Genomic DNA, 21,515 nt, shown 5'->3' with positions numbered 1-21,515 from the left:
GTCTCAGCTGGCGACGTAGGTGATCGTCACCGCAGCGCCCTTGCAGGCTTGCTGGTCAGTCGTTGCCTTGTTGTTGAACTGCATGGTGAAAGAGCCCGTCGTAGTCGCGGCTGGGGCGAGGTCTACGGAGGTCACGGCGATGGTGGCGGCGGTATCCGCGGTGAGGGGAGCCGGCACACCGTTGAGCAGGTAGTCCGATCCGTCGCAACCCGTCTTGTTGGTCGTGACGTAGGCCTTGACCGCCTGGGGCCGGTAGTTCTCGGTGCCGTTGTTCATCACCGTCACGTTCACCGTCTGCGGGCTGTCGCCGGGGAACATCGCGTTGGTGACGTTGCCCGTGACCACGAGAGCACTCGTGGAACCGGCCTTCGTGGTGGCCGTTCCCGTGCCGCCACCGAGGCTCGTCCAGTAGGCGTAGGCGCCGCCGGCCGTCGCGAGTCCGATGACCCCAGCGGCCAGGAGGGCGGCGGACCTCTTCTTCTTCGAGTTCTTGGCGTTCTTGGAACTCGTCTTGTGAGTGCGCATGGAGTCGTCCATGACCTTTCCCCTCGAGTGGCTTTACCGTTTCTTGGTGTGCTGCTGGCGAAACATTGACACTCAAAACGGCAAAAAAGGGGCGCCTCGGCGAACATTTCGCATACCTTGCGGATTGCTTGCGGTTCCACGGGAGTTCTTGCAGATGACTACCGGACTCCTTGCCTGACAGCACGATTCACGGGACACGTAACGGGGTCTGGGGCGAGATCTCGGCTCGGCGTTCGTCGGTACGTGAACCTGCGGCTGGGTAGAGAGATGGCATGCGGCCCCTCAGAGCGGCCCGCGCCCACCTCCCGAAGGAGATCCGATGGACGACGCGTCGACCCACCCCGCTGCGCTCACCTTCATCGGGACGGCCACGACGCTGATCGAGCTCGGCTCGTTCACGCTCCTCACCGACCCCAACTTCCTGCACCGGGGGCAGCGGGCCTACCTCGGCAAGGGTCTGTGGTCCCGCCGCCTCACCGACCCCGCCCTCACGGTCGGCGAGGTCCCGCCGGTGGACGCAGTGCTGCTCTCCCACCTGCACGGCGACCACTTCGACCGGGTCGCCCGCAAGGGACTGTCTCGGGAGCTCCCCGTCGTGACGACCCCGCAGGCAGCCCGCCGGCTGAGCCGCTGGGGCTTCAGGACGCAGGGGCTGTCCCCGTGGGACCAGGTCGAGCTGGCCCACGGTGACGAAGGCCTCACCATCACCTCGGTCCCCGGAATCCATGCGCGCGGGCTGCTTCGCGCAGCCCTGCCGCCTGTCATGGGATCGGTCGTCGAGCACCGCGTCGCCGGGCGGCTCCGGCACCGCCTCTACGTCAGCGGCGACACCCTCACGGGAGACCACCTCGACGACATCCGGTCGCGCTTCCCCGAGATCGACACGGCAGTCGTCCACCTGGGTGGCACGCGTGTCCTCATGCACACCGTGACCATGGACGCCGAGCAGGGCGTGGACTTCCTGCGGCGCGTCACCCCGGGCCAGGCGGTCCCGGTGCACCACTCGGACTACGGCGTCTTCCGTTCGCCACTGCAGGACTTCCTGCGAGCTGCGGGCGATCCCGGCCTGTGCACCGTGCGTCCGGTCGGGCCCGGCGAGCGACTCGACCTCACCGACCCGACTCGCCCTTCGGAGGCGAGTCCCTTCCTCCGTGCGGCGACCTGACCGTTCGTCCCGGGCAGCACAGCGGTCGTATGCCGCGGGCCTCGAGGGGTTCCGAGGGTTTCCGAGGGGTTCACCGGCTCGGTGAGCGGGTAGAGGGCGGTCATGGACGTCAACGACAGCTACGCGACCCGCTCCCCCGCTGCCGCCCGCGCGCTCGAGCGCCTCGTCGAGGGCCGCAGCTCCCTCGACGGGCCCGCTGCTGCGCTCTCGCCGCTGGCCCGGCAGGCCCGGGGCGGCGGGGTCTGGAGGCGAGTGGTCACCGGCGAGTCGATCGGCCATGCAGCTCACCCCTTCTTGACCGATCTCCCGATCGGCTTCTGGGCCTCCGCCTCGTTGCTCGACCTCGTCGGTGGACCCGGCGCCGCGGTCCCCGCTCGGCGACTCGTCGCTGCCGGGCTCGCCACCGCGCCGGCGGCCGCCCTGACCGGTCTGGCCGAGTACGACGCCCTCGGTGCCCGCCCACGTCGCGTGGCGGCCGTCCACGCTGCCCTCAACGTGGCGTCGCTCGCGTTGTATGCCGCCTCATGGGCAGCGCGACCGCGTCGGCAGGGTCTGGGCGTGGCACTGGCGCTGGGCGGTCTCTCGGTGTCCGGGGTGTCTGCCTACCTCGGCGGCCATCTCGCCATCGGCGAGAAGGTCGGCACCACGACCGAGGCCGCGCCCATGCCGCTGACGCCGGCCTGAGCTCGGCTGCCCCAGAAGAAGCGGTGCCGGAGGAGGCTGACCCGCCCCGTCGATCACGTCCGTCAGAGCTGCTTGCGGACTCCACCCTCGTGCGGGACCGAAGCCAGGCCCTCGGCGGCCGAAGCGGTCATGGTGTCGGCTCCCTGGGCGCGGCGACCGGTGGGCAGCACGGGCGCGTGCCGCACGTCCTCGAGCTCGAAGGAGAGAGCGGCATACGCCGCCACGAGACCGAGCAGCAGACCTACCCAGCCGGCAGTGGAGAGCCAGGTCTGGGAACCGGTGAGCTCGCCGATCCCCGTCACTGCGAACCGCATCGCGCTGAGCCCCATCACCGCCAGGGCCGCGAGCTTGCCGGTCGACGCCGCCGTGGGCACGCACATGGCCACCGCCGAGCACAGCAGCAGCACGCCGAGCGCCGACGACGTCGCACCGGGTGGTGACAGCAGGAGCGCGAAGCCCATCCCGGCCCAGGTGCCGGCCAGGATGCCCATGCCGGTCCCGGCCACCGGATCGCGCGCGAGGAAGCCGAGGACGCAGGCGACGAGCTGGAGCGGCACGGTCAGCACGAGGATGCCGGTGGCGACGACTCGCCCCTGCGAGGGTTCGAGCACGTGCAGCTGGAGCATGGCGGTGGCGACCGTCGCCACCATGAGGGCGAGGAAGCCCAGCGGCAACGGGTTTCCGAGGGGACGCACCACGACCCGCAGCTCGGGCTGCGTGCTCGACCATGCTTCGCCACGTCCCGGTCGCGCATTGCTGTTCATACGACCAACGCCTGAGTCGACGACTCCTTGATTTTCGAGTTCGCCCAGGTGGCTTGACGTTTCGTCTCTGCCTGGCACTTCGTCGCAAGTGCGAGCAGGTCGTCGTGCACGATGGCCTGGGCCGCCTGGCCGATCATCTCCCAGTCGGTGAGCACGCTCGAGGCGCGCAGGTAGATCTCCCGCAGGTCGCGCACCATGACGAGCTCCATCTCCGATGATCGGGCGCTGCGCTCCGACATCCATCGACGTGCCTGGTCGACGACCGAGGGCGCGCCGTCGGGTGACGGATCGAGGTCCTGGTCGAACTCGCTTGCGATGGCAGCGATCTCGCGCACGTGTCGGGCGCTCCAGTCGGCAAGGTCACGGCCTACGTAGTAGACCTCGTGGTCCGCACGGTGCTCGTCCGCGACGCGCAGGAGCGCCCGGCGCAGCTCGTTCTCGTCGTGGTGCAGGTCCTTCAGGACGGTCCCGATCCTCACCGTGACGCCCCTTCCGTGAGCTCGACGGACACGCGTGCGGATGCGGTCGTGTCCGGTGCAGGAGCGGGTGTCCCGTCACCGTCCGCGACCTTGCGGATCGCACACGCGGCAGTCTTGAAAATGGGTTGTTTCGAAGCGGGGTCCCACACGGTGGGAGTCAGCTCGTTCGCCGCCCGTCCGTGCTCTGCGGGGCGCCAACCGGTGTCGGTGTCCCAGTAGCCGTAGTGGAACGGAAGGAAGACGACTCCCGGACGGATCCCACTCACCCGGACCCGCGCGTGCACCTCTCCCCTGCGGGTGCGGACCTCCGCGACGTCGCCCTCCTTGAGGCTGTGGGTACGCGCGTCGTGGGCCGACACCTCGACCCAGACCTCGGGCGCGGCGGCTTGCAGCTCGGGGGCCCGCGCCGTGCGGGTGCGGGTGTGGAAGTGGTAGACCGTTCGGCCGGTGATGAGCTGCAGCGGGTGGTCCTCGTCCGGCAGCTCGTGGGCCGGCCGGTAGTCGGCCGCCTTGATGACGGCTCGCCCGAAGGGGTTGAGGGCGCGGTACTCCCCCTCCTCCAGCGGTGCGCCGGTCTCGAGGTCGCGGCCGTAAGTCTCGCACTCGTCCGGGGCCGCCCAGAAGACCCCGCCTTCGTAGAGGCGCTCGGTCCCTTCCGGTGCCGCGTCGGTGCACGGCCACTGGACGCCACTCGGTCCGCGCAGCTTCTCGTAGCTCAGGGCGCTGTAGTCACACGGTCGTCCGCGGCTGCACTCGCGCCAGGCGTCAAAGGCCTCCTCCGGCGTCGTCCACTTGACGAGCGGCTCACCGTCCTTGTCCTGCAGTCCCATTCGACGGGAGAATTCCACGAAGATGTCGAGGTCCGGCAGCGACTCCCCCGGCGGCTCGACGGCCTTCTCCGACAGGTGCACGGTGCGGTCGACGTTGGTCAGGGTGCCAGTCTTCTCGTTCGACGCCGCGGCGGGGAGCACGACGTCGGCCAGCTGCGCGGTCTCGGTGAGGAAGATGTCCTGCACGACGAGGAAGAGGCGGTCCTGCGACAGGATCGAGCGCATCCGCGCCAGCTCCGGCATCGACACCGCGGGATTGGTACCCGAGACCCAGAGCAGGCGGATCGACCCGTCCTCGACGTATCGCATGATCTGCATCGCGTGGGTCGGTGGTGTCGCGTGCGGGATCTTCTTCGGGTCGAGGTTCCAGACCTTCGCCAGATCGTCGACGTGCGCCTGGTTGCTCCAGTTGCGAAACCCGGCCATGTCCCCGTCGGCCCCGCACTCACGGGTGTTCTCCGCCGTCGGCTGCCCGTTCATCTGCAGGATGCCGCAGCCGGGCCGTCCGATCATGCCGCGCAGGAGGTGCAGGTTGTTGACCTGGACGGCAGCAGCCGTCGCCTGGTGGGACTGGTAGAAGCCCTGGAGCACGGTCGACAGGAGCGCCTCTGCCTCCCCCAGGAGCCGGGCTGCGAGCCGGAGGTCGTCCGCGGGCACGTCGCAGATCGTGCCCACCAGCTCGGGGGTGTAACGGGCGACGAGCTCCTCCAGGTCGTCGTAACCCACGGTGTGCGACTGCACCCATGCCTGGTCGACGTGTCCGTTGGCGATGATCTCGTGCAGCAGCCCGTTCATCAGGGCGACGTTGGTGCCCGGTCGAGGGGCCAGGTGCACCGTGGCCCGCTCGGCGACCGGCGTCCGACGCGGGTCGACGCAGATGATCGCGGGCGGGTCGTCGCCGTCGAGACGGTCGAGCATCCTCATCCACAGGACGGTCTGCGTCTCGGCGACGTTGTGGCCGAAGAGGGCGATGACGTCGGCGTGGTCGACGTCGGTGTAGGAGCCGGGTTGGCCGTCGCTGCCGAAGGACTCCTTGAGTGCCTCAGCGGCCGTGGCGGTGCAGAGCCGGGTGTTGCCGTCGACGTGGTTGGTGCGGATCCCGCCGTGTGCCACGAGGGCCAGAGTGTAGTACTCCTCGAGGAAGAGCTGTCCGGTCGTGTAGAAGCCGATGGCGCTCGGGCCCTGCTCCTCGAGGAGCTCCTGGCTGCGCTGCACGACGGCATCCATGGCCTCGTCCCACGAACACTCGACGAGCTCGCCGTCCCGCCGCACCAAGGGGCGTGTCAGCCGGTCCGGAGAGTGGGTCGCCTGCCAGCCGAAGAGGTCTTTGGGACCCAACCGCCCGTGGTTGACCCGGTCCTCGGCCCGGCCACGGACCCCCACGATGCGCCCGTCCCGAACGGCCACGTCGAACGCGTCGCCGTTCGAGTGCAGGGTCGACGCCGTCCGCACCCACCCGTCGACGTCAGCCTCGACGATCCCGGAGGCGAGGTGCTGGTCCACCCTCTGGGGCCACGTGCCACCTCTGGCGTAGGGCGTGCGGTCGCCCCAGATCCGGGCTATGCGGTCCTCGGTCGACACAGCGGTCTCCTCGTCAGGTCGAGCCGTCGGCGAAGCGGCGTCATGAGCCGACCCGGTCGTCGACCCGTCGCGCTTCCCTTACCCCCGAGACGGAACGCCGTCCCGGATCAGCTCTCATCGCTTTCGACACGCGCCGCGCCAGGATGGGTGCCGGCTCGTCGGTTATGGCGGCCCAGTTGTGGGCACGAGAGAACCATCAACCGCTAGACCTACGGAGCAATCACATGAGAGCAGTGACCTGGCAGGGAAAGCAGGACGTGCGCGTCGAGGACGTGCCGGACCCCCGCATCGAAGAACCGACCGATGCGATCGTGCGCATGACGACGACCAACATCTGCGGTTCGGACCTTCACCTCTACGAGCCGTTGGCGGCCTTCATGACCCCGGGCGACATCATCGGTCACGAGCCCATGGGGATCGTCGAGGCCGTGGGCGGCGATACCGGCGACCTGAGAGTGGGCGACCGGGTTGCCATCCCCTTCCAGATCTCGTGCGGGCACTGCTGGATGTGCTCGGCCGGGCTGTACACGCAGTGCGAGACCACTCAGGTCCGCGAGCAGGGCACGGGCGCTGCGCTGTTCGGATACACCAAGCTCTACGGTCAGGTACCCGGCGCCCAGGCGGAGTACCTGCGGGTGCCGCAGGCGCAGTTCACCCACATCAAGCTGCCCGAGGGCCCGCCGGACGACCGGTTCGCCTACCTGTCCGACATCCTCCCGACGGCCTGGCAGGCCGTGGAGTATGCGGCCGTGCCAGACGGAGGCACGCTGGTGGTCCTTGGCCTGGGCCCCGTCGGTGACTTCGCCTGCCGTATCGGGGCGTTCAAGGGGTACCGCGTCATCGGCGTCGACCTCGTGCCGGAGCGACTGAAGCGCGTGGGCGACCGTGGAATCGAGGTTCTCGACCTCACCGAGCACGGGGACGACCTCGGCGACGTCATCCGCGACCTGACGGACGGCCGGGGGCCGGACGCGGTCGTCGATGCCGTCGGCATGGAGGCCCACGGCTCTCCGGCCACCAAGGCCGTGCAGAAGGCGGCCGGGCTCCTCCCCCGGTTCATAGCCGCGCCCATCCAGGAGGTGGCGGGGGTCGACCGTCTCGGAGCGCTCTACTCCGCGATCGACATCGTCCGTCGCGGTGGCACGATCTCGCTCAGCGGCGTCTATGGCGGCGCGGCGGACCCGATACCGATGTTGACCCTCTTCGACAAGCAGATCCAGCTGCGCATGGGCCAGTGCAACGTCAAGAGATGGGTCGACGAGATCATGCCGCTCCTGTCAGACGACGATCCTCTGGGAGTCGACGACTTCGCCACTCACCGACTCCCCCTGGAGCAGGCACCCGAGGCGTACAAGGCCTTCCAGGAGAAGAGGGACGGCCACATCAAGATCCAGCTGAAACCACACGGCTGAGGGAAGTGGCGCGCCGCCGTCGAGGGCTGCACCGGCTCACCCGACCCTGTGACGGCGGCGGCCGACCTGCCACTCGAGCACGGCGAGCGAGGTGGCCAGCGCGGCGCTCGTGACGTAGTAGCGGCGGTCGCGGCGGGTCGCCGCAGCCCATGGCACCATGCTCACCGCATGGAGTCCGTGGACCACGGCGCCCGCGCGGTGCGCGGCCGGCACACCCGCGACGACCACGGCCACGGCCTGCGCCAGCTGACGGACCGCAAGCACCCGGGCGACGCGCACCGTGGCGCGGCCCGGCACGCCTCCGAGCTCCCTACTCGCCAGCCGCGCCGGGGCGACCAGGCCACTGATCCCGTAGGCCGCCCTGCCGACCTCGAGCGCGACGTCGGCAGCGTTCGCTCCCCTCACCGCGAGCGCCGCGTCGTCACGGCCGCGGTCAGTGCGGCCACGGCGATCCCCCCGACCGCACCGAGCAGGCCGTGGTGCTGCGAAGCCCAGAGCTGCGGCGAGCGGTCGATCGACCGGGCGTCGAAGGGGCCGCGCGTGCCGTAGTCGTGGTGCTCGTCGGCGGGGCTATCGAGGTTGTCGGGGCGTTCCGGGTTGCTCGGCTGGTCTGTCTGCTGCGAGGAGAAGCCGGTGCGGGCCAGGTAGCGGTCGAGGAGACCGGGGGCGATCGCGTTGGCCGCGAGGGTGCCGACGGTGCTGCCCCCGACCCAGTACTCGCGGCGCTCCGGGTGGGCTGCGGCATGCACGACCGCGCCTGCGGCGACGTGCGGCTCGTAGATCGGCGGAACGGGCTGCGGCTTCTTCGGCAGCCGCGAGCGCACCCACTGGAACTGTGGGGTGTTGACGGCAGGCATCTGCACCATCGTCACGTGCACGGGGCTCTTCTCGTGGAGCAGCTCGCACCGCAGCGCTTCGTGGAAGCCCTGGATGGCGTGCTTGGCGCCGCAGTAGGCGGTCTGCAGGGGGATGCCGCGGTAGGCCAGCGCGGAGCCGACCTGCACGATCGTGCCGTGGCCGCGCCTCTTCATCCGCGGCAGGATCGCCATCGTCGCGTAGACGTAGCCGAGGTAGGAGACCTCTGTGACCCGCCGGTACTCCTCGGGGTCGATCTCGTCGAACGGTGCGAAGACCGAGGTGAAGGCCACGTTGACCCAGACGTCGACCGGTCCGAGCTCACGCTCGACGGTGTCGACGGCGGCGGTCACGGCATCGGCGTCCGCCACGTCGACCTCGACGACCAGCGGGTGGCCGCCGGCCGCCCGCACCTCGTCGGCGGCCGCCTCCAGCCCCGCGGAGCCGCGGGCCAGCAGCGCCACCTTGGCACCGCGCGCACCGAAGGCGACCGCCGTGGCACGGCCGATGCCGCCGCTGGCACCGGTCACTGCGACGACCTGGCGGCGATGGTTGCGTGCGTCGTTCATGGGCTTCCTCTCGTCGTGCCGGACAGGGTCGGTGGGACGTCGGTGGGACCTTGGTGGGGCGCCGGTGGCGCGGGCTGGGTCAGGTGTGCAGGTGGGTGCCGGGTCCGTCGGCCAGTCGGGCGCTCGCCTCGAGCATCCCGGCGTGGACGAAGGCCTGCGGGAGGTTGCCGCGCAGCTGGCGCTGGCGGACGTCGAACTCCTCGGTGAACAGGCCCGGCGTCGTGCACGCCGCCCGGCCGCGCTCGAACCACCGCAGCGCCTCCGCGGGGCCCCCCTGCTGGTGGGTGGCGAGCGCCATGTGGAAACCGCAGAGCAGGAAGACACCCTCCGCCTCGGCGAGGGGGCGCTCGTCGTGGCGGAAGCGGTAGAGGTAGCCCTCGTCGGAGAGCTCGTCCCGGACCGCTGCGAGGGTCGCGATGCTGCGCGGGTCCTCGGGCGGCACCGCACCGCGTACGGCCGCGAGCAGCAGGGAGGCGTCGACCCGCTCGTCCTGCGGGCTCTGCTGCCAGCGCCCGCTCGGGTGGAGGCAGTCGGAGGTGGCGTCGGCGACGATGGTGTCGGCGAAGCCGGCCCACTCCGCCGCCTGCGCGGTCGGCGCGACCGCGGCGATCGCACGCAGGCCCGCAGCGCAGATGAGCCGCGAGTGCGCCCAGCGGCGGTCGTCCAGCTCCCAGATGCCGGCGTCCGGCTTCTTCCAGCGCTTCCGCATGACGTCGATGCACGTCTCCACGGCCCGCCACCCGTCGAGGTCGAGCATCCCGTGGCGCTCGGCGGCGGCGAAGAGCAGGAGCGACTCCCCGAGGGTGTCGAGCTGGAACTGCTCGTTGACCCAGTTGCCGACGACGTCCTTGCCGCCGGGGTAGCCGGGCAGGTCCAGCTGCCGCTCGTCCGGGACGAGGCCGCCCTCGACGGTGTAGGCCGGGCGCAGGTCGTTGCCGTGCGCGAGCAGCGCGCCGGACACGAACGTGACCGCGGAGCCGAGCAGCGGGTGGGGGCCGCACGCCGCGACCGCCTGGCCGGCATAGCACTGGTCGCGGATCCAGGCGTAGCGGTAGTCGTAGTTGCGGCTACGGCCACCGTGCTCGGGCAGCGACATCGTGGCGGCCGCCACCATCCCCCCGGTGGCGCTCGTGAGGCCGCGCAGGACGGCATACGACTGCCGGGCGTCGGTGGGCGCGATGGTCTGCTCGAAGCTCGGCACCGCGTCGGCCCACGAGCTCATGGTCGCCGACCACGTCGCGTCCGGCTCCGGTGGACGCTCGGGCAAGCGGTCGCGGCCGACCTCGAGGACGAGGTCGTGGCTCTGGCCCTCGCCGAGCTCGACGACGAGCTCGAGGCGGTTGTCCGACCCGACCCAGTGCGCGTCCCGCGCGCCGGTCCAGCGCATGACGTGCCGGCCGGCGCGGGCGGTCCACACGCCGCCCGAGCGGTGCACGTCGACCATCGGCTCGGTGCCGAACCCGGCGCCGAGCGAGAGCACCGCGGCGAACCGGGCGTCGCCCCGCTGTGCCTCGAGGCGGTGGAGCAGCACGACGTGGTCCTTGTCGCCGGGGAACGCCAGGGCCTGACGGCACTCCATGACGCAGTCCTGGGCAGTCCACCGGCCCCGCCAGACGAGCGTGCCTTCCTCGTAGTAGCCGCCCCAGACGTAGCGCTCCTCGAGCGGGGTGACGGCATACGTCCCGGGGCCGCCGATGAGCGAGCCGAAGACGGCGTCGTCGTGCCACCGTGGCGCGCACATCCAGGCGATCTCGCCGCGCGGGCCGACGAGGGCCGCACGCTCGCCGTCGGCGAGGACGGCATACTCCCGCAGGACGTGCAGCGGCAGACCCGCCGGCAGCTTCACGCGACCCGCCACTGCTGTGCACCCCCGCCCACCGTCATGCCGTGACCCGTCCCGTCGTGCCGGGGGCGCAGGGCTCCGTCGCCCACCTCCGGTATCCCGTCGAGCAGCTGTGGCTCGAGCCGCGCGTGGTCGACGAACCACTCGACGTGCCGCAGGTTGGGCACCGCGGCCGCGACGACCGCGTGCAGCGATGGGGCGCAGTGCGCCGAGACCTGCAGGTGGGCCGCCTCGGCCAGGGTGGCGCCCCGGACCCAGCCGGTGTAGCCACCGCACCGGGTGGCGTCGAGCTGGAGGCAGTCGACGACGGGCAGCAGAGCCGTGACGTCGTCGGGGGTCGCGGCGTACTCCCCCGCCGCGACGTCGCAGGTGAGCGCCTCACGGACGGCGGCAAGGGCCGCGGTGTCGTCGCTGGAGACCGGCTCCTCGAACCACCCGACGCCCAGGTCGTCGAGACGGTCGCCGACCCGGATGGCCTCGCCGACGGTGTAGCCGCCGTTGGCGTCGACCATGAGCTGCGTGCCCTCGGGAGCGAGCCGGCGCAGCTGCCGGGCGCGCTGGAGGTCGCGCTCGGGGTCGGCACCCCAGCTCTCGCCGATCTTGATCTTCATCGCCGTGCAGCCAGCCTCGGTCCAGGCCTCGACCTGCTCGGCGAGCTGGGCGTCGTCGAGCGTCGTGAAACCACCCGAGCCGTAGACGGGCACCTGCTCGCGGCACCGGCCGAGCAGGTCGCCGAGCGGCACGCCCAGCAGCCGGGCCTTGAGGTCCCACCACGCCACGTCGACGGCACTGATGGCCTGCATGGCCAGGCCGCTGCTGCCGAGGTTGCGGACGGCGCGGCGCATCGCCGACCAGCCGTCGGTCACGTCGAGGGCGCTGCGGCCGAGCACGTGCGGAACCAGCTCGTCCTCGACCACCGCGGCCGCCGCGCGGCTCGAGTAGGTCCAGCCGAGGCCGGTGCAGCCGCCCGCCTCGAGTGTGACGGTGACGGCCGTCGTCGCGTGCCACTTGAGCGTGCCGTCGGCTTCGGGTTCGGGCGTCGGGAAGCGGTAGACCGCCGCCTCGACTCCGGTGATGGCGCTGTCGTCGCGGGCGTATGCCGCGTCCCTGGCTCTCGCAGTCACGGCCGCACCGCCTGCTGCTCGGTCAGACCCTGCCGCGCTTGCGCCGCAAGGCGATCCGCTGCCCGGGCGGCCAGCGCCATGATCGTCAGGGCCGGGTTGGCCGACCCCTGGGTCGGCAGCACGCTGCCGTCGACGACGTAGAGGTTGGGGATCCCGAAGACGCGGTGGTCGGCGTCGACGACGCCGTCCTCGGCCCGGGCTGCCATCCGGGCACCTCCGACGAGGTGGGCGTAGCGGTCGATCGTCATGACCTCGCTGGCGCCGGCCGCCTTGAGGATCGTCTCCATCGACTCTGTCGCGGCCTTGGTCAGCATGTGGTCGTTGTCGCACTGGGAGTAGGAGAAGTGCGCGATCGGCAGGCCGTGCCGGTCCTTCTCGTCGGCCAGGGTGACCCGGTTGTCGGGCTGTGGGAGGAACTCGCACAGCGCCCCGATGGTGGCCCAGTGCACGAAGTCGCGGAGGTACTCGCGCAGCGGAGCACCCCAGTGGCCTTGCGCGACAACGTGTTCGGCCCACGTGATGGGCAGTGGGCTGACGTTCTGGATGGACCAGCCGCGACGGTAGGGCTTGGTCGGGTCGGTCTCGTAGAACTGCTCCGAGGAGACTTCCGGCGGCGGGGCCTTGTAGGCGCGGACCTCTTCCTCGAACCGGCCTGAGACCTGCGGGGCCCCCTGGACCATGAGGTAGCGCCCGAGCTGGTCGGTGTCGTTGCCCAGCCCCGCGGCATACCGCTCGGTGGCCGACAGCAGGAGCAGGCGCGGGGTCTCGATGGAGTAGCCGGCGACGGCGACCGCCCCGGCCCGCTGGAAGTGCTCGCGCCCCCGTCGCAGGTAGGTGACACCGCTCGCCCGGCCCGAGTCGTCGTCGACTGCGACCCTCGTGACCATGCTGTCGGGCCGGATCTCCGCGCCGTGGGCGAGGGCGTCCGGGACGTGCGTGATGAGTGGGCTGGCCTTGGCGTTGACCTTGCAGCCCTGCAGGCAGAAGCCGCGGTAGATGCAGTGCAGCCGGTGGCCGAAGCGGCCGTTGGCGATGGCGACCGGCCCGACACGCGTCTCGATGCCGGCGGCGAGCGCGCCACGCTGGAAGATCTCCCCGTTGCCGCCCACCCGGTGGGCTGAGTGTGGGTAGGAGTGCGGGTCGCCCCACGGCCAGTCCTGCCCGGCGACGGGCAGCTCCTGCTCGATCTGCTCGTAGAAGGGGCGCAGGTCGGAGTAGGCGATCGGCCAGTCCGCGCCCACCCCGTCGTCGGTCAGCACGGAGAAGTCGCTGGGGTGGAAGCGCGGGGTGTAGCCGGCGTAGTGCACCATCGAGCCGCCGACGCCGCGACCCGAGTTGTTCGAGCCCATCGGCACGGGGTCACTGCCACCGATCTGGCGCGGGTCGGTCCAGTAGAGGGTGTGCGAGCCGCGCTCGTCCGAGACCCAGTCGGCGTCGGGGTCCCAGAACGGGCCGGCGTCGAGGCACACCACGCGCCAGCCCGCGCGGGCGAGGCGCTGGGTCAGGACGCTGCCGCCCGCCCCGGCACCGACGACGACGAGGTCCACCTCGTCGGTGTCGTCGAAGCGGCGCATGTCGTTGCGCAGGCGGTGGTTCGTCCGCGTGCCGTCGGTCGGCACCAGCCAGGCGGAGTCGTTGCGGGCGCGCAGCTCGCGCTCGCTTCGGGGACTCTGGAGCGGGCTCAACGCATACCCTCCTCTCGGTCGTGGCGCTCGAGCAGGGCGGCGTGCTCACGGCGAGCCGCCTCGACGCGTTCGGCGAAGGGGGTGGGCCGCCGGTCGACCGCATCGGCGACCTCCCAGTGGTCGCGGGCGCCCACCCCCAGGTCGACGTAGCCGCGCGGGTAGGCCGGGCCAGGGAAGCCGATCTCGTTCCAGGCCCAGGGGTGGGAGTAGAAGGCCGTGCACGCATATCGCGTCCACAGGCTCCACACGTGCTCGGCGGACGCTCCGTGCCACGGTTTGCCGGTTGAGGAGAGCTCTTGGACGTCCTGAACCAGTGCGGCCTGCCGGCTCGCGTCGAGCTCGGCGAAGCGGGCACCGTCGAAGTGCTCCCCCGCGTCGTGGTCGAGCCAGGACAGCGTGTGCCGCCACGCGTCGCCGTCCTCGGGCAGCTCGTCGTAGTGCCAGCCGTCGGTCTCACCCACCGCGAGGCGGGCGTCGAGCAGCTCGAGCACCGGCACCCGCGGCTCGCCGTCCTGCGCGAGGAGCAGGTCGAGCAGCGGCGCCGCGACCGACACCTCGTGCGGGGTGAAGAAGGCGAGGTCGGAGGGGTGCGCGAGGCGGCCGAGGACGACGCCGGCCGTCACGTCGTCCCAGGCGTCGACCGAGTCGAGCACGTCGAAGCCGGGGAAGCGGCCGCGGCCCTGCGGGGTGACGGCGCGACGGCTCGGTGACTGGTACGGCATCAGGCCCTCGTCAGCCGGGCTCGGACCCAATGACGCGGACGCGCTGGCGGGTCATCCTCCCGTCGCAGGACCGCGGCCAGCAGGCCCATGCCCCCCACGAGGGTGGCCAGCAGCGGCGCGAAGAGCGGGGGGCCGGCCTCGAGGTTGTAGCGCGTGACGCCGCCGGGGCGCTGGGAGACGCCGCGCCAGTGCAGCCACGTCCCCTGCAGGCCGTTGGCGATGATGAGGGCGGAGGCGGCCGGGAGCACGGTGTGGGCGGCACGCTTGGAGAAGACGCCGGCGACGCCAGCCGGGACGGCCGCGGGCAGGATCGCGACGGGCCACCACATGAGCTTGTTGCCGAAGCTGGCGCCGTCGTGGGCAAGGTAGATCTCGGCCGTCGTGATGCCGGCTCCGGCGGCGGTCAGGCCGGCGAGGGCGCGCTCGAACCGTCCGGTCCGGACGTCGACGAGGGCCCGGTCGAGCCAGGTGGCGGCTTGGGCACCCCGAGCCATGGTCACTCACCGCCCTTGAGGCCGGGGACCACCTGCTGCGCCTTCATCTTGACGCCATGCTTGATGAAGCCCCACCGGTCCTCGTCGCCGTGGAGGACCGCAGCCGCGGTCGCCTTGGCCTGCTCCATCGTGGCGTGCGGCGGGATCGGCGGCACGTCGGGGTCGCAGCGCACGTCGAGCACCGTGGGCCGCTGGGCGGACAGGGCGGCGTCCCAGGCCGGGCCGAGCTGGTCGGGGTCGTCGATGTTGACCCCGACGAGCCCGAGGCTCCGGGCGAAGGCGGCGTAGTCGACGTCGGGGAGCGTCTGAGACTCGGCGAACTTCGGCGATCCCTCCATGGCGCGCATCTCCCACGTCACCTGGTTCAGGTCGTTGTTGTGGAGCACGGCCACGACGAGCCGCGGGTCGGTCCACTGCTGCCAGTAGTGCGCGACCGTGATCAGCTCGGCCATGCCGTTCATCTGCATGGCGCCGTCGCCGACGAGGGCGATCGCCGGGCGGTCCGGGTGGGCCCACTTGGCGCCGATGACGTAGGGCACGCCGGGGCCCATCGTGGCGAGCGTCCCGGAGAGCGAGCCGCGGATGTCACTGTGGAAGCGCAGGTTGCGGGCGTACCAGTTGGCGGCGCTGCCGGAGTCGGCGGCGAGCATGGCGTCTCCGGGCAGACGACTGGAGAGCTCGGAGAAGATCCGCATCGGGTTGACCGGCTCGGCGTCGTTCATCGCCCACTGGTCGACCGTCTGCCACCAGTCGGCGACACTCCCCTCGATCTCCTCGCGCCAGGAGCGGTCCTCCTTGCTGTGCAGCAGCGGGATGAGGGCCTGGAGGGTGGCCCTGGCGTCGCCGACGAGGTTGAGCTCGTAGGGATAGCGCATCCCGATCCAGGCCTCGGAGCGGTCGATCTGTACGGCCCGGGCCTGGTCGAACGGTGGCATGAACTGTGTGTAGGGGAAGTTGGAGCCGACGGTCAGCAGCGTGTCGCAGCCCATCATCAGGTCCCACGACGCGGTGGTGCCGAGCAGGCCGATGGACCCGGTGACCCACGGCAGCGTGTCGGGCAGCACGTCCTTGCCGAGAAGCGCCTTGGCCGCACCCGCCCCGAGCAGGTCGGCCACCTCGGTCAGCTCGGCCTCGCAGCCGCGCGCGCCCTGGCCGACGAGCATGGCGACCTTCCCGCCGGCGTTGAGCAGGTCGGCGGCGCGGCGCACCGCCTGGTCGTCGGGACACGCGGTGGCGCGTGCGGTGCCGACGCTCGAGGGCACCATCTTGAACGCATGGCCGGGCGGGGTGTAGTCGAGCTCGAGCACGTCGGAGGGGAAGATGATGCACGTCGGGGCACTGCGGGCCTGGGCGATCCGGATCGCGCGGTCGATGAGGTTGGGCAGCTGCTCGGGCACGGTGCACATCTGCACGTAGTCGGAGCAGACGTCCTTGAAGAGGGTCATCAGGTCGACCTCCTGCTGGTACGACCCGCCCATCGCGCTGCGTGCCGTCTGTCCGACGATCGCCACGACCGGAACGTGGTCGAGCTTGGCGTCGTACAGCCCGTTGAGCAGGTGGATCGCGCCGGGCCCGCTCGTGGCAGCACAGACCCCGACCCGACCCGAGAACTTGGCGTAGCCGACCGCCTCGAAGGCGGCCATCTCCTCGTGGCGGGCCTGGACGAACTGCGGGTTGTCCTCGGCCCTCCCCCAGGCGGCGAGCAGGCCGTTGATCCCATCACCCGGGAAGCCGAAGACCTGACGCACGTCCCATTCGCGCAGTCGGGCGAGAACCACGTCGGCAACCTGCTGGGCCATCTCGATCTCCTTCGTCGGTCGTCGACGAGCGAGGCTCCGGACCCGGTCCGACCCACGGCTCGCCACGTGCGAGCCCTCCGCCAGCGGCGTCTGACAGGAAGACCTGTATTCTTTCTACGCGCAACAGTTGCGGATTGCAAGAGTTGCGCGGAGACTTGGGCGGTGCCTGAACCGGACCGCAGCGAGGCTGCTGACAGTCGCCGACCCCGAGACCCGGAGGTCGAAGCCGTCCTCGACGCCTGCCGGGTGCTCGTCGCGATCACCGCGAGGTCGATGGCTGCCACGAGTGACGTCACGGACCTGCTCCACCTGCGCGCGCTCGTGGTGCTGGCGAGCGGCCCGCCCCTGTCGCTCGGTGCGCTGGCGCAGGCGGTCGGCATCCACCTCACCCGCGCCAGTAGGTTGTGCGACCGGCTGGTGGCACGTGGGTTCGTCGACCGTACGGACGACCCTGACAACCGCCGGCAGCTCCTCCTGCGCCTCACACCAGCCGGTCGCGAGGTCGTCGACGAGGTCATGCACGGGCGGGCAGAGCAGATCCGGCCGATCCTGGCCCGCATGGATGCGGACGACCGCCGCAGCCTCGTCACCGCACTGCGCGAGTTCGCCCGGGCCGCAGGAGGGCTCGCCGCCGCCGACCTCTATGCCCTGGGCTGGGGCGGGTAGGCCCGGCCCTCGACGCTCCCGCATCACCCGTCGTCCGACGGCGGGTACGCGTCGGCCGAGAGGAGCCTCGCAAGGTGAGCCGCATTGGCGGCCAGGGTCTTCGTGGTGCTTGCGACCGTCTTCGGCGTCTCGGGCAGATCCACGTAGTCGGTGCCGTGCATGGCCTCGCCGTTCCAATACGTCACCCCGCCAGCGGGGATGGTGAAGCCGACGTCGTTCAGGCTCTGGAAACAGACGGCGCTGATGTGGTCGGCGCCGTCCTCGTTGCCGACGACCACGATGACGGCGACCTTGCCGTAGGTCAGTGGTCGGCCCTGTTCGTCCTTCTCGGAGAGCTCTGCGTCGAGGCGCTCGAGAACGCGCTGGCAGACGCTGCTGTGTTGGCCCAGCCACGTCGGGGTGGCCAGGACGAGGATGTCGCTGGCCATGACCTGTTCACGGATGCCGGGCCACTCGTCGCCCTCACCCATGTCGAGCTCGACGCCGGGCCGGACGTCATGGTCGACGACGCGGACCATCGCTCCGGTGACGCGGTGCTCGGCGAGGGAGTCGAGCACCTGCTGGGCGAGCAGCTCGGTGCTCGACTCGGCGGGCGAGGGGCTCAGCGTGCAGTTGAGGGCGACGGCGGTCAAAGTCATCGTGCAACCTCTCGTTCGGCGATTCGGGTGCGGTCCTCGTTCCGTCATTCGGGGCGGATGGGGTGGCGAGGCCTTGCCTCGACGCCAGAGGCGTCAGTGGTCGCGCAGGGCGAAGATGAGCTGGGACTTGCTCATCGTCGATCGTCCTTTGATGCCGATCTCGCGGGCCCGCTGCATAAGCTGGTCCTTCGTCATGTTGTCGTAGTCCTTGGCGTGGCCACCCTTGCGCCCGACCTTCGACCGCAAGCTCGCCGCGGCAGCATTCGAGATCCGGGCGGCCTTCTCCTTGCTGGCTCCCTCGTCGCGCAGAGACTCGTACATCTTCTTGTCCTTGACCGAGGGGCCGGGGCTGTTGCGTGGCATGAAGCCTCCTTCGGGTTCGCGCTGTCCTACGGTGCTTACCCAAGGGCCGTGCCATGCACCGCTTGCTGGAAGACCGTTGCGGCGGAATCGCCGGCCGCGTCGACGCCACCCTCCGTATCGTCAGAAGACGGCTCCCCCGCCGGTGACGCCGAGCACCGTGCCCGAGATGTAGCTCGCATCGGACGGCGAGGCGAGGAAGACGTAGGCCGGGGCGACCTCACCCGGCTGGCCGGCCCGGCCGAGGGGCGTGTCAGACCCGAACGTCGCGATCTTCTTCTCGTCCCGTGTCGCCGGTTGGAGAGGCGTCCAGATGGGCCCCGGGGCGACGGCGTTCACGCGAATCCCTCTAGGGCCCAGTGCCGCAGCGAGATTGACGGTGAGATTGTTGATTGCGGCCTTGGTCGCGGCGTAGTCGAGCAGCGTCGGCGACGGGTCGTAGGCCTGGATGGACGTCGTGTTGATGATGGACGAGCCGGGGCCGAGGTGGGCAAGGGCCGCCTGACAGAGCCAGATCACGGCGTGCAGGTTGGTGCGCAGCACGCGCTCGACATGCTCGGGCTGCAGGCTCTCCAGACCAGCGGGGCCACGGTCCCAGTGGTAGCCGGCATTGTTGACCAGGACGTCGAGCCCGCCGAGACCCCGCACAGCGTCCGCGACGACCTGCAGGCACGCCTGCCGGTCGACGAGGTCGACGGGGAGCAGGACGCACGCGCGGCCGGCTTCTTCGACGAGCCTGGCGGTGTCCTCGGCGTCTGACTGTTCCGGCGGCAGGTAGCAGATCGCGACGTCGGCGCCCTCTCTGGCGTAGGCGATGGAGATCGCGCGCCCGATGCCAGAGTCCCCACCTGTGACCAGGGCACGAAGCCCCTGAAGTCGACTGTGGCCGACGTAGCTCTTCTCCCCGTGGTCAGGCACCGGGTGCATCTCACTGGTGAGCCCGGGTGGCTCCTGCTGCTGGGCAGGAAAGCCACCCTGACCGTCCAGGCGTGCGAGCTGTTCAGCGTGGCGGGCGATGTCGGACACGGCGCGTCTCCGTGGGGTGAGGAACTGGTCTGTCTCAGGGGCCGTACCCAGCGCAGCGGCGTCTACTCCTCTGCCCTCGGCCTGCCAGCTGGGCCCGCAGCTTTGGGGGCAGAGGAGTAGACGCCGGCCACGTCGCACCGGGCGCCGGCCGAGCTGCGACGTCAGGGAACCTCGAGTGCCGCCCCCGCGTCGCCCGCGAGGGTGCCCGTCTCGACGACTTCGGCGGCGATGTCGCGGAGCTTGCGGTTCGTGTGCTGACTCGCCTCCCGCAGCTTCGCGAACGCGTGGCCCGGCGGGATACGGAACCGCTCCGTGAGGATGCCCACAGCTGTGCCGATCATTCGGCTGTTCGCGAGGGCCGCCTCCAGGTTGTCGGCGCGGTCCTCGCTGAGCTCGGCCGCGATCGCCACCGCGGCGTGCTCGGTCAGCAGGAGGGCGCGTTCCAGCGCCATGTCGTCGAACGCGCCAGCCTCAGCGGCGTAGAAGGTGAGCACGCCGGCGGTGACGTCGTGGATCCGGATGGCCGTGGAGAGCACGGACCTGACAGGGGTCTCCGCGAGCATGCGGGCGGCGTACTCGGGGAAGCGCGGCTCACGTGCCAGGTCTGGACAGTCGACGGTCACCCCGCGCTGGAAGGCGTCGATGCCCGGGCTCGAGCCAGTGCTGCCCGCGATGGCGGCGATGACTGCCCCGAGAGCCGGGTCCGTGGAGGCCGACCGTTTGGCGGGCAGCGAGGACAGATGCGGCGTGACCGCGATCGACGCCCACCGGCACGGGGCAACCTCTGTGGCGGCAGCCGTGATCAGCTGCAGCTTGGGGAGAAATCCGGGGGTCTCGGTCAGGTCGCGCGCCAGGCTGGCAAACGCAACGGCCGAGGAGAGGTCGCCGGCATCGTCGTGCATGCGCGCATTATCCCGGATCTCGAGGCCCCGCAGCGCCCTCTTCCCTCGGATCCCTTGATGGACGAGTGGAATCGGCCTCCATGCGCAAGAGGGCACGTCGGGCGCGCGACCTCTGTCACGGCCTAGGACGAGTTGGCCCTGAGGTAGGCGATCACCAGCACGCACAGCGAGAGGCCGACCATCACCGCACCGACCTGGGTCTGGACGGTTCGCCGGGCGGACACATCTCGCCCCGAAGGTCCCGGCCCCGACAGCGAGCCCCAGACGATGAGCCCGACGCCGAGCACGAGCACCACGACAACGGCGACCCAGACGTACGTCATGAGTCAACGGGCCGACCGTTGGGCGTCACACGGCCTCGGAGGAAGGCCGCCCCGCACTTCACGGAAGCGGCGGACTCGACGCGGGTCTCGCTGGCCGTCGTCATCTCGGGCGGCCTCCACGCGCTCTTGGACTCACTCGCCATGGCCCGATGATCCCATGGCGAGCGGGTCGACGCCCTGGCCACGTGTCACCGGATCGCACGGCTGAGGGCTCGCGTTGCGTCGCATGGTGCAGCCGCGCATCATCCGGCCTACGCCTTACACCAACCTGGTGCGTTAGGGAAGCACCGGCGCGTCTTGCCCTGCACACTCGCGGGAGCACGGTACGGCTGACCACAAGCACGGGCACTGCCAAATCCGGGACCAGTCGTCTCTCAGTCAACGGCACGTTCCCCGAGTTCGGATTCGGGAGAATCGCAGCCACCAGGGGGTGGAGGCCATGCCAGCTCGGGAGAGTCAGTGAACAAGCGACCCAGGGTGTCCTTGGCCGAGACCAAGCGCGCGGCCGTGCGCGTTCGGTCGCGGGCCCAACTTGGGCCCAACGGACTGCACGCGGTGCCCACATACGCCCTCAACGTGCAGTCGCAGCCCGTCGTCGCGCGCGTCCTAGGCGACCCCAACCGATCTGGGGGTCAAGGGGGCGCAGGTACAAATCGTGTCAGCCCGACCGTTTGGGGCCTGATCTGTTCACGCAGGTCAGGCCACGTTTTCATGCCGGCCCGGCTCTCGGACGGAACCGCGATCCTAGCCGCAGTCGAACGATTCCAGCGCAACATTGGCGACGATGCCGACGGTGTCCCTGGGCCTTTAGAACTCAAATCCCTAGCGATCCGAGGCGGCGCCTTCGAAGCGGCACCGTGGCGTTGCAAAGCAACGCGTCGAGACTCACGGCACGACCTCTGCAGGGTGGCGCAGGCGAGTGCGACGCTCCTATGCTTCGTCAAGCGCCTGTCGTGGTGTTTTCGAGTAGGCGATAGAGGTCGCGGGCGACGTAGCGGGCAAGGCAGCGTTTGATTTCTCGGCCGGTCTTGCCTTCGGCAGTGCGGCGAGCGACGTATTCGCGGGTGGC

The 21,515-nt window shown here is 70.6% G+C and carries 21 protein-coding genes; 4 read left to right on the top strand and 17 right to left on the bottom strand.

Annotated features, from left to right (window positions below; translation table 11 throughout):
* Positions 1 to 3: 3 nt before the first annotated feature.
* Complete coding sequence (locus AC1DIW_RS18640; RefSeq protein WP_478110067.1) at positions 4 to 537, bottom strand: hypothetical protein; 534 nt, start codon at positions 535 to 537, stop codon at positions 4 to 6.
* 307 nt (positions 538 to 844) lie between these two features.
* Between AC1DIW_RS18640 and AC1DIW_RS18635 the strand changes: the two genes are divergently transcribed.
* Positions 845 to 1,690, top strand: a complete 846-nt coding sequence (locus tag AC1DIW_RS18635) for an MBL fold metallo-hydrolase (protein ID WP_478110065.1) — start codon at positions 845 to 847, stop codon at positions 1,688 to 1,690.
* 102 nt (positions 1,691 to 1,792) lie between these two features.
* A complete protein-coding gene (locus AC1DIW_RS18630; protein ID WP_478110063.1) occupies positions 1,793 to 2,374 on the top strand; it encodes a DUF2231 domain-containing protein in 582 nt (193 codons plus the stop codon).
* A gap of 62 nt (positions 2,375 to 2,436) precedes the next feature.
* On the opposite strand, the gene AC1DIW_RS18625 is transcribed toward AC1DIW_RS18630, so the two are convergent.
* From AC1DIW_RS18625 to AC1DIW_RS18615, 3 genes are read right to left on the bottom strand one after another with little or no spacing between them, the layout of a single operon-like run.
* Complete coding sequence (locus AC1DIW_RS18625; protein WP_478110061.1) at positions 2,437 to 3,138, bottom strand: GPR1/FUN34/YaaH family transporter; 702 nt, start codon at positions 3,136 to 3,138, stop codon at positions 2,437 to 2,439.
* Positions 3,135 to 3,617 (bottom strand): hypothetical protein, encoded by a 483-nt coding sequence (locus AC1DIW_RS18620; protein WP_442281057.1) that lies wholly within the window; start codon positions 3,615 to 3,617, stop codon positions 3,135 to 3,137. The genes AC1DIW_RS18625 and AC1DIW_RS18620 overlap by 4 nt, the downstream gene beginning before the upstream one ends.
* The gene (locus tag AC1DIW_RS18615) at positions 3,614 to 6,028 is read right to left on the bottom strand and encodes a molybdopterin oxidoreductase family protein (protein ID WP_478110060.1); all 2,415 of its coding nucleotides are present in this window, start codon (positions 6,026 to 6,028) and stop codon (positions 3,614 to 3,616) included. The genes AC1DIW_RS18620 and AC1DIW_RS18615 overlap by 4 nt, the downstream gene beginning before the upstream one ends.
* Before the next feature lie 224 nt (positions 6,029 to 6,252).
* Here AC1DIW_RS18615 and AC1DIW_RS18610 point away from each other — a divergent pair, with 224 nt between their 5' ends.
* Entirely contained in the window at positions 6,253 to 7,440 is a 1,188-nt protein-coding gene (locus AC1DIW_RS18610) for a zinc-dependent alcohol dehydrogenase (RefSeq protein WP_478110058.1), read from the top strand.
* A 36-nt stretch (positions 7,441 to 7,476) separates the two neighbouring features.
* On the opposite strand, the gene AC1DIW_RS18605 is transcribed toward AC1DIW_RS18610, so the two are convergent.
* From AC1DIW_RS18605 to AC1DIW_RS18570, 8 genes are all read right to left on the bottom strand, one after another.
* Positions 7,477 to 7,845: a hypothetical protein gene (locus tag AC1DIW_RS18605; RefSeq protein WP_478110057.1), complete on the bottom strand. Its 369-nt coding sequence runs from the start codon at positions 7,843 to 7,845 to the stop codon at positions 7,477 to 7,479.
* On the bottom strand, positions 7,842 to 8,864 hold the full coding sequence (locus AC1DIW_RS18600; protein ID WP_478110056.1) for an SDR family oxidoreductase: 1,023 nt from the start codon (positions 8,862 to 8,864) through the stop codon (positions 7,842 to 7,844). Before AC1DIW_RS18600 ends, AC1DIW_RS18605 begins: the two co-directional genes overlap by 4 nt.
* A gap of 79 nt (positions 8,865 to 8,943) precedes the next feature.
* Positions 8,944 to 10,710, bottom strand: coding sequence for a glycoside hydrolase family 15 protein (locus AC1DIW_RS18595; RefSeq protein WP_478110054.1), 1,767 nt, complete (start codon positions 10,708 to 10,710; stop codon positions 8,944 to 8,946).
* Entirely contained in the window at positions 10,707 to 11,831 is a 1,125-nt protein-coding gene (locus AC1DIW_RS18590) for an enolase C-terminal domain-like protein (protein ID WP_478110053.1), read from the bottom strand. Before AC1DIW_RS18590 ends, AC1DIW_RS18595 begins: the two co-directional genes overlap by 4 nt.
* A complete protein-coding gene (locus tag AC1DIW_RS18585) occupies positions 11,828 to 13,516 on the bottom strand; it encodes a GMC family oxidoreductase (RefSeq protein ID WP_478110051.1) in 1,689 nt (562 codons plus the stop codon). Before AC1DIW_RS18585 ends, AC1DIW_RS18590 begins: the two co-directional genes overlap by 4 nt.
* Positions 13,513 to 14,238: a gluconate 2-dehydrogenase subunit 3 family protein gene (locus tag AC1DIW_RS18580; protein ID WP_478110050.1), complete on the bottom strand. Its 726-nt coding sequence runs from the start codon at positions 14,236 to 14,238 to the stop codon at positions 13,513 to 13,515. The genes AC1DIW_RS18585 and AC1DIW_RS18580 overlap by 4 nt, the downstream gene beginning before the upstream one ends.
* Complete coding sequence (locus AC1DIW_RS18575; protein WP_442281076.1) at positions 14,238 to 14,732, bottom strand: hypothetical protein; 495 nt, start codon at positions 14,730 to 14,732, stop codon at positions 14,238 to 14,240. Before AC1DIW_RS18575 ends, AC1DIW_RS18580 begins: the two co-directional genes overlap by 1 nt.
* 2 nt (positions 14,733 to 14,734) lie before the next feature.
* Positions 14,735 to 16,531 (bottom strand): thiamine pyrophosphate-requiring protein, encoded by a 1,797-nt coding sequence (locus AC1DIW_RS18570; protein WP_478110048.1) that lies wholly within the window; start codon positions 16,529 to 16,531, stop codon positions 14,735 to 14,737.
* Positions 16,532 to 16,693: 162 nt separating this feature from the next.
* Between AC1DIW_RS18570 and AC1DIW_RS18565 the strand changes: the two genes are divergently transcribed.
* Positions 16,694 to 17,197: a MarR family winged helix-turn-helix transcriptional regulator gene (locus AC1DIW_RS18565; RefSeq protein ID WP_442281047.1), complete on the top strand. Its 504-nt coding sequence runs from the start codon at positions 16,694 to 16,696 to the stop codon at positions 17,195 to 17,197.
* A gap of 23 nt (positions 17,198 to 17,220) precedes the next feature.
* Here the strand turns inward: AC1DIW_RS18565 and AC1DIW_RS18560 are convergent, their stop codons facing one another.
* The 5 genes from AC1DIW_RS18560 to AC1DIW_RS18540 form a co-directional block, all read right to left on the bottom strand.
* Positions 17,221 to 17,835, bottom strand: a complete 615-nt coding sequence (locus AC1DIW_RS18560; protein WP_478110047.1) for a flavodoxin family protein — start codon at positions 17,833 to 17,835, stop codon at positions 17,221 to 17,223.
* 93 nt (positions 17,836 to 17,928) lie between these two features.
* Entirely contained in the window at positions 17,929 to 18,198 is a 270-nt protein-coding gene (locus tag AC1DIW_RS18555) for a DUF7218 family protein (protein WP_478110045.1), read from the bottom strand.
* 120 nt (positions 18,199 to 18,318) lie between these two features.
* Positions 18,319 to 19,221 (bottom strand): SDR family oxidoreductase, encoded by a 903-nt coding sequence (locus AC1DIW_RS18550; protein ID WP_478110043.1) that lies wholly within the window; start codon positions 19,219 to 19,221, stop codon positions 18,319 to 18,321.
* A 161-nt stretch (positions 19,222 to 19,382) separates the two neighbouring features.
* On the bottom strand, positions 19,383 to 20,123 hold the full coding sequence (locus tag AC1DIW_RS18545; protein WP_478110042.1) for an ANTAR domain-containing protein: 741 nt from the start codon (positions 20,121 to 20,123) through the stop codon (positions 19,383 to 19,385).
* 122 nt (positions 20,124 to 20,245) lie between these two features.
* Positions 20,246 to 20,446 (bottom strand): hypothetical protein, encoded by a 201-nt coding sequence (locus tag AC1DIW_RS18540; protein WP_478110041.1) that lies wholly within the window; start codon positions 20,444 to 20,446, stop codon positions 20,246 to 20,248.
* Positions 20,447 to 21,515 lie beyond the last annotated feature (1,069 nt).

The sequence above is a fragment of the Terrabacter sp. 01T434 genome (assembly GCF_056398545.1).
Note: the sequence above shows the minus strand (reverse complement) of the source record. Positions and strands in the feature narration are given on the sequence as shown.

Coding starts and splice junctions, on each gene's coding strand:
- AC1DIW_RS18635 (WP_478110065.1), top strand. CDS start 845: ATGGACGACGCGTCGACCCACCCCGCTGCGCTCACCTTCATCGGGACG.
- AC1DIW_RS18580 (WP_478110050.1), bottom strand. CDS start 14,238: ATGCCGTACCAGTCACCGAGCCGTCGCGCCGTCACCCCGCAGGGCCGC.
- AC1DIW_RS18575 (WP_442281076.1), bottom strand. CDS start 14,732: ATGGCTCGGGGTGCCCAAGCCGCCACCTGGCTCGACCGGGCCCTCGTC.
- AC1DIW_RS18640 (WP_478110067.1), bottom strand. CDS start 537: ATGGACGACTCCATGCGCACTCACAAGACGAGTTCCAAGAACGCCAAG.
- AC1DIW_RS18555 (WP_478110045.1), bottom strand. CDS start 18,198: ATGCCACGCAACAGCCCCGGCCCCTCGGTCAAGGACAAGAAGATGTAC.
- AC1DIW_RS18610 (WP_478110058.1), top strand. CDS start 6,253: ATGAGAGCAGTGACCTGGCAGGGAAAGCAGGACGTGCGCGTCGAGGAC.
- AC1DIW_RS18570 (WP_478110048.1), bottom strand. CDS start 16,531: ATGGCCCAGCAGGTTGCCGACGTGGTTCTCGCCCGACTGCGCGAATGG.
- AC1DIW_RS18630 (WP_478110063.1), top strand. CDS start 1,793: ATGGACGTCAACGACAGCTACGCGACCCGCTCCCCCGCTGCCGCCCGC.
- AC1DIW_RS18625 (WP_478110061.1), bottom strand. CDS start 3,138: ATGAACAGCAATGCGCGACCGGGACGTGGCGAAGCATGGTCGAGCACG.
- AC1DIW_RS18545 (WP_478110042.1), bottom strand. CDS start 20,123: ATGCACGACGATGCCGGCGACCTCTCCTCGGCCGTTGCGTTTGCCAGC.
- AC1DIW_RS18560 (WP_478110047.1), bottom strand. CDS start 17,835: ATGACTTTGACCGCCGTCGCCCTCAACTGCACGCTGAGCCCCTCGCCC.
- AC1DIW_RS18540 (WP_478110041.1), bottom strand. CDS start 20,446: ATGACGTACGTCTGGGTCGCCGTTGTCGTGGTGCTCGTGCTCGGCGTC.
- AC1DIW_RS18600 (WP_478110056.1), bottom strand. CDS start 8,864: ATGAACGACGCACGCAACCATCGCCGCCAGGTCGTCGCAGTGACCGGT.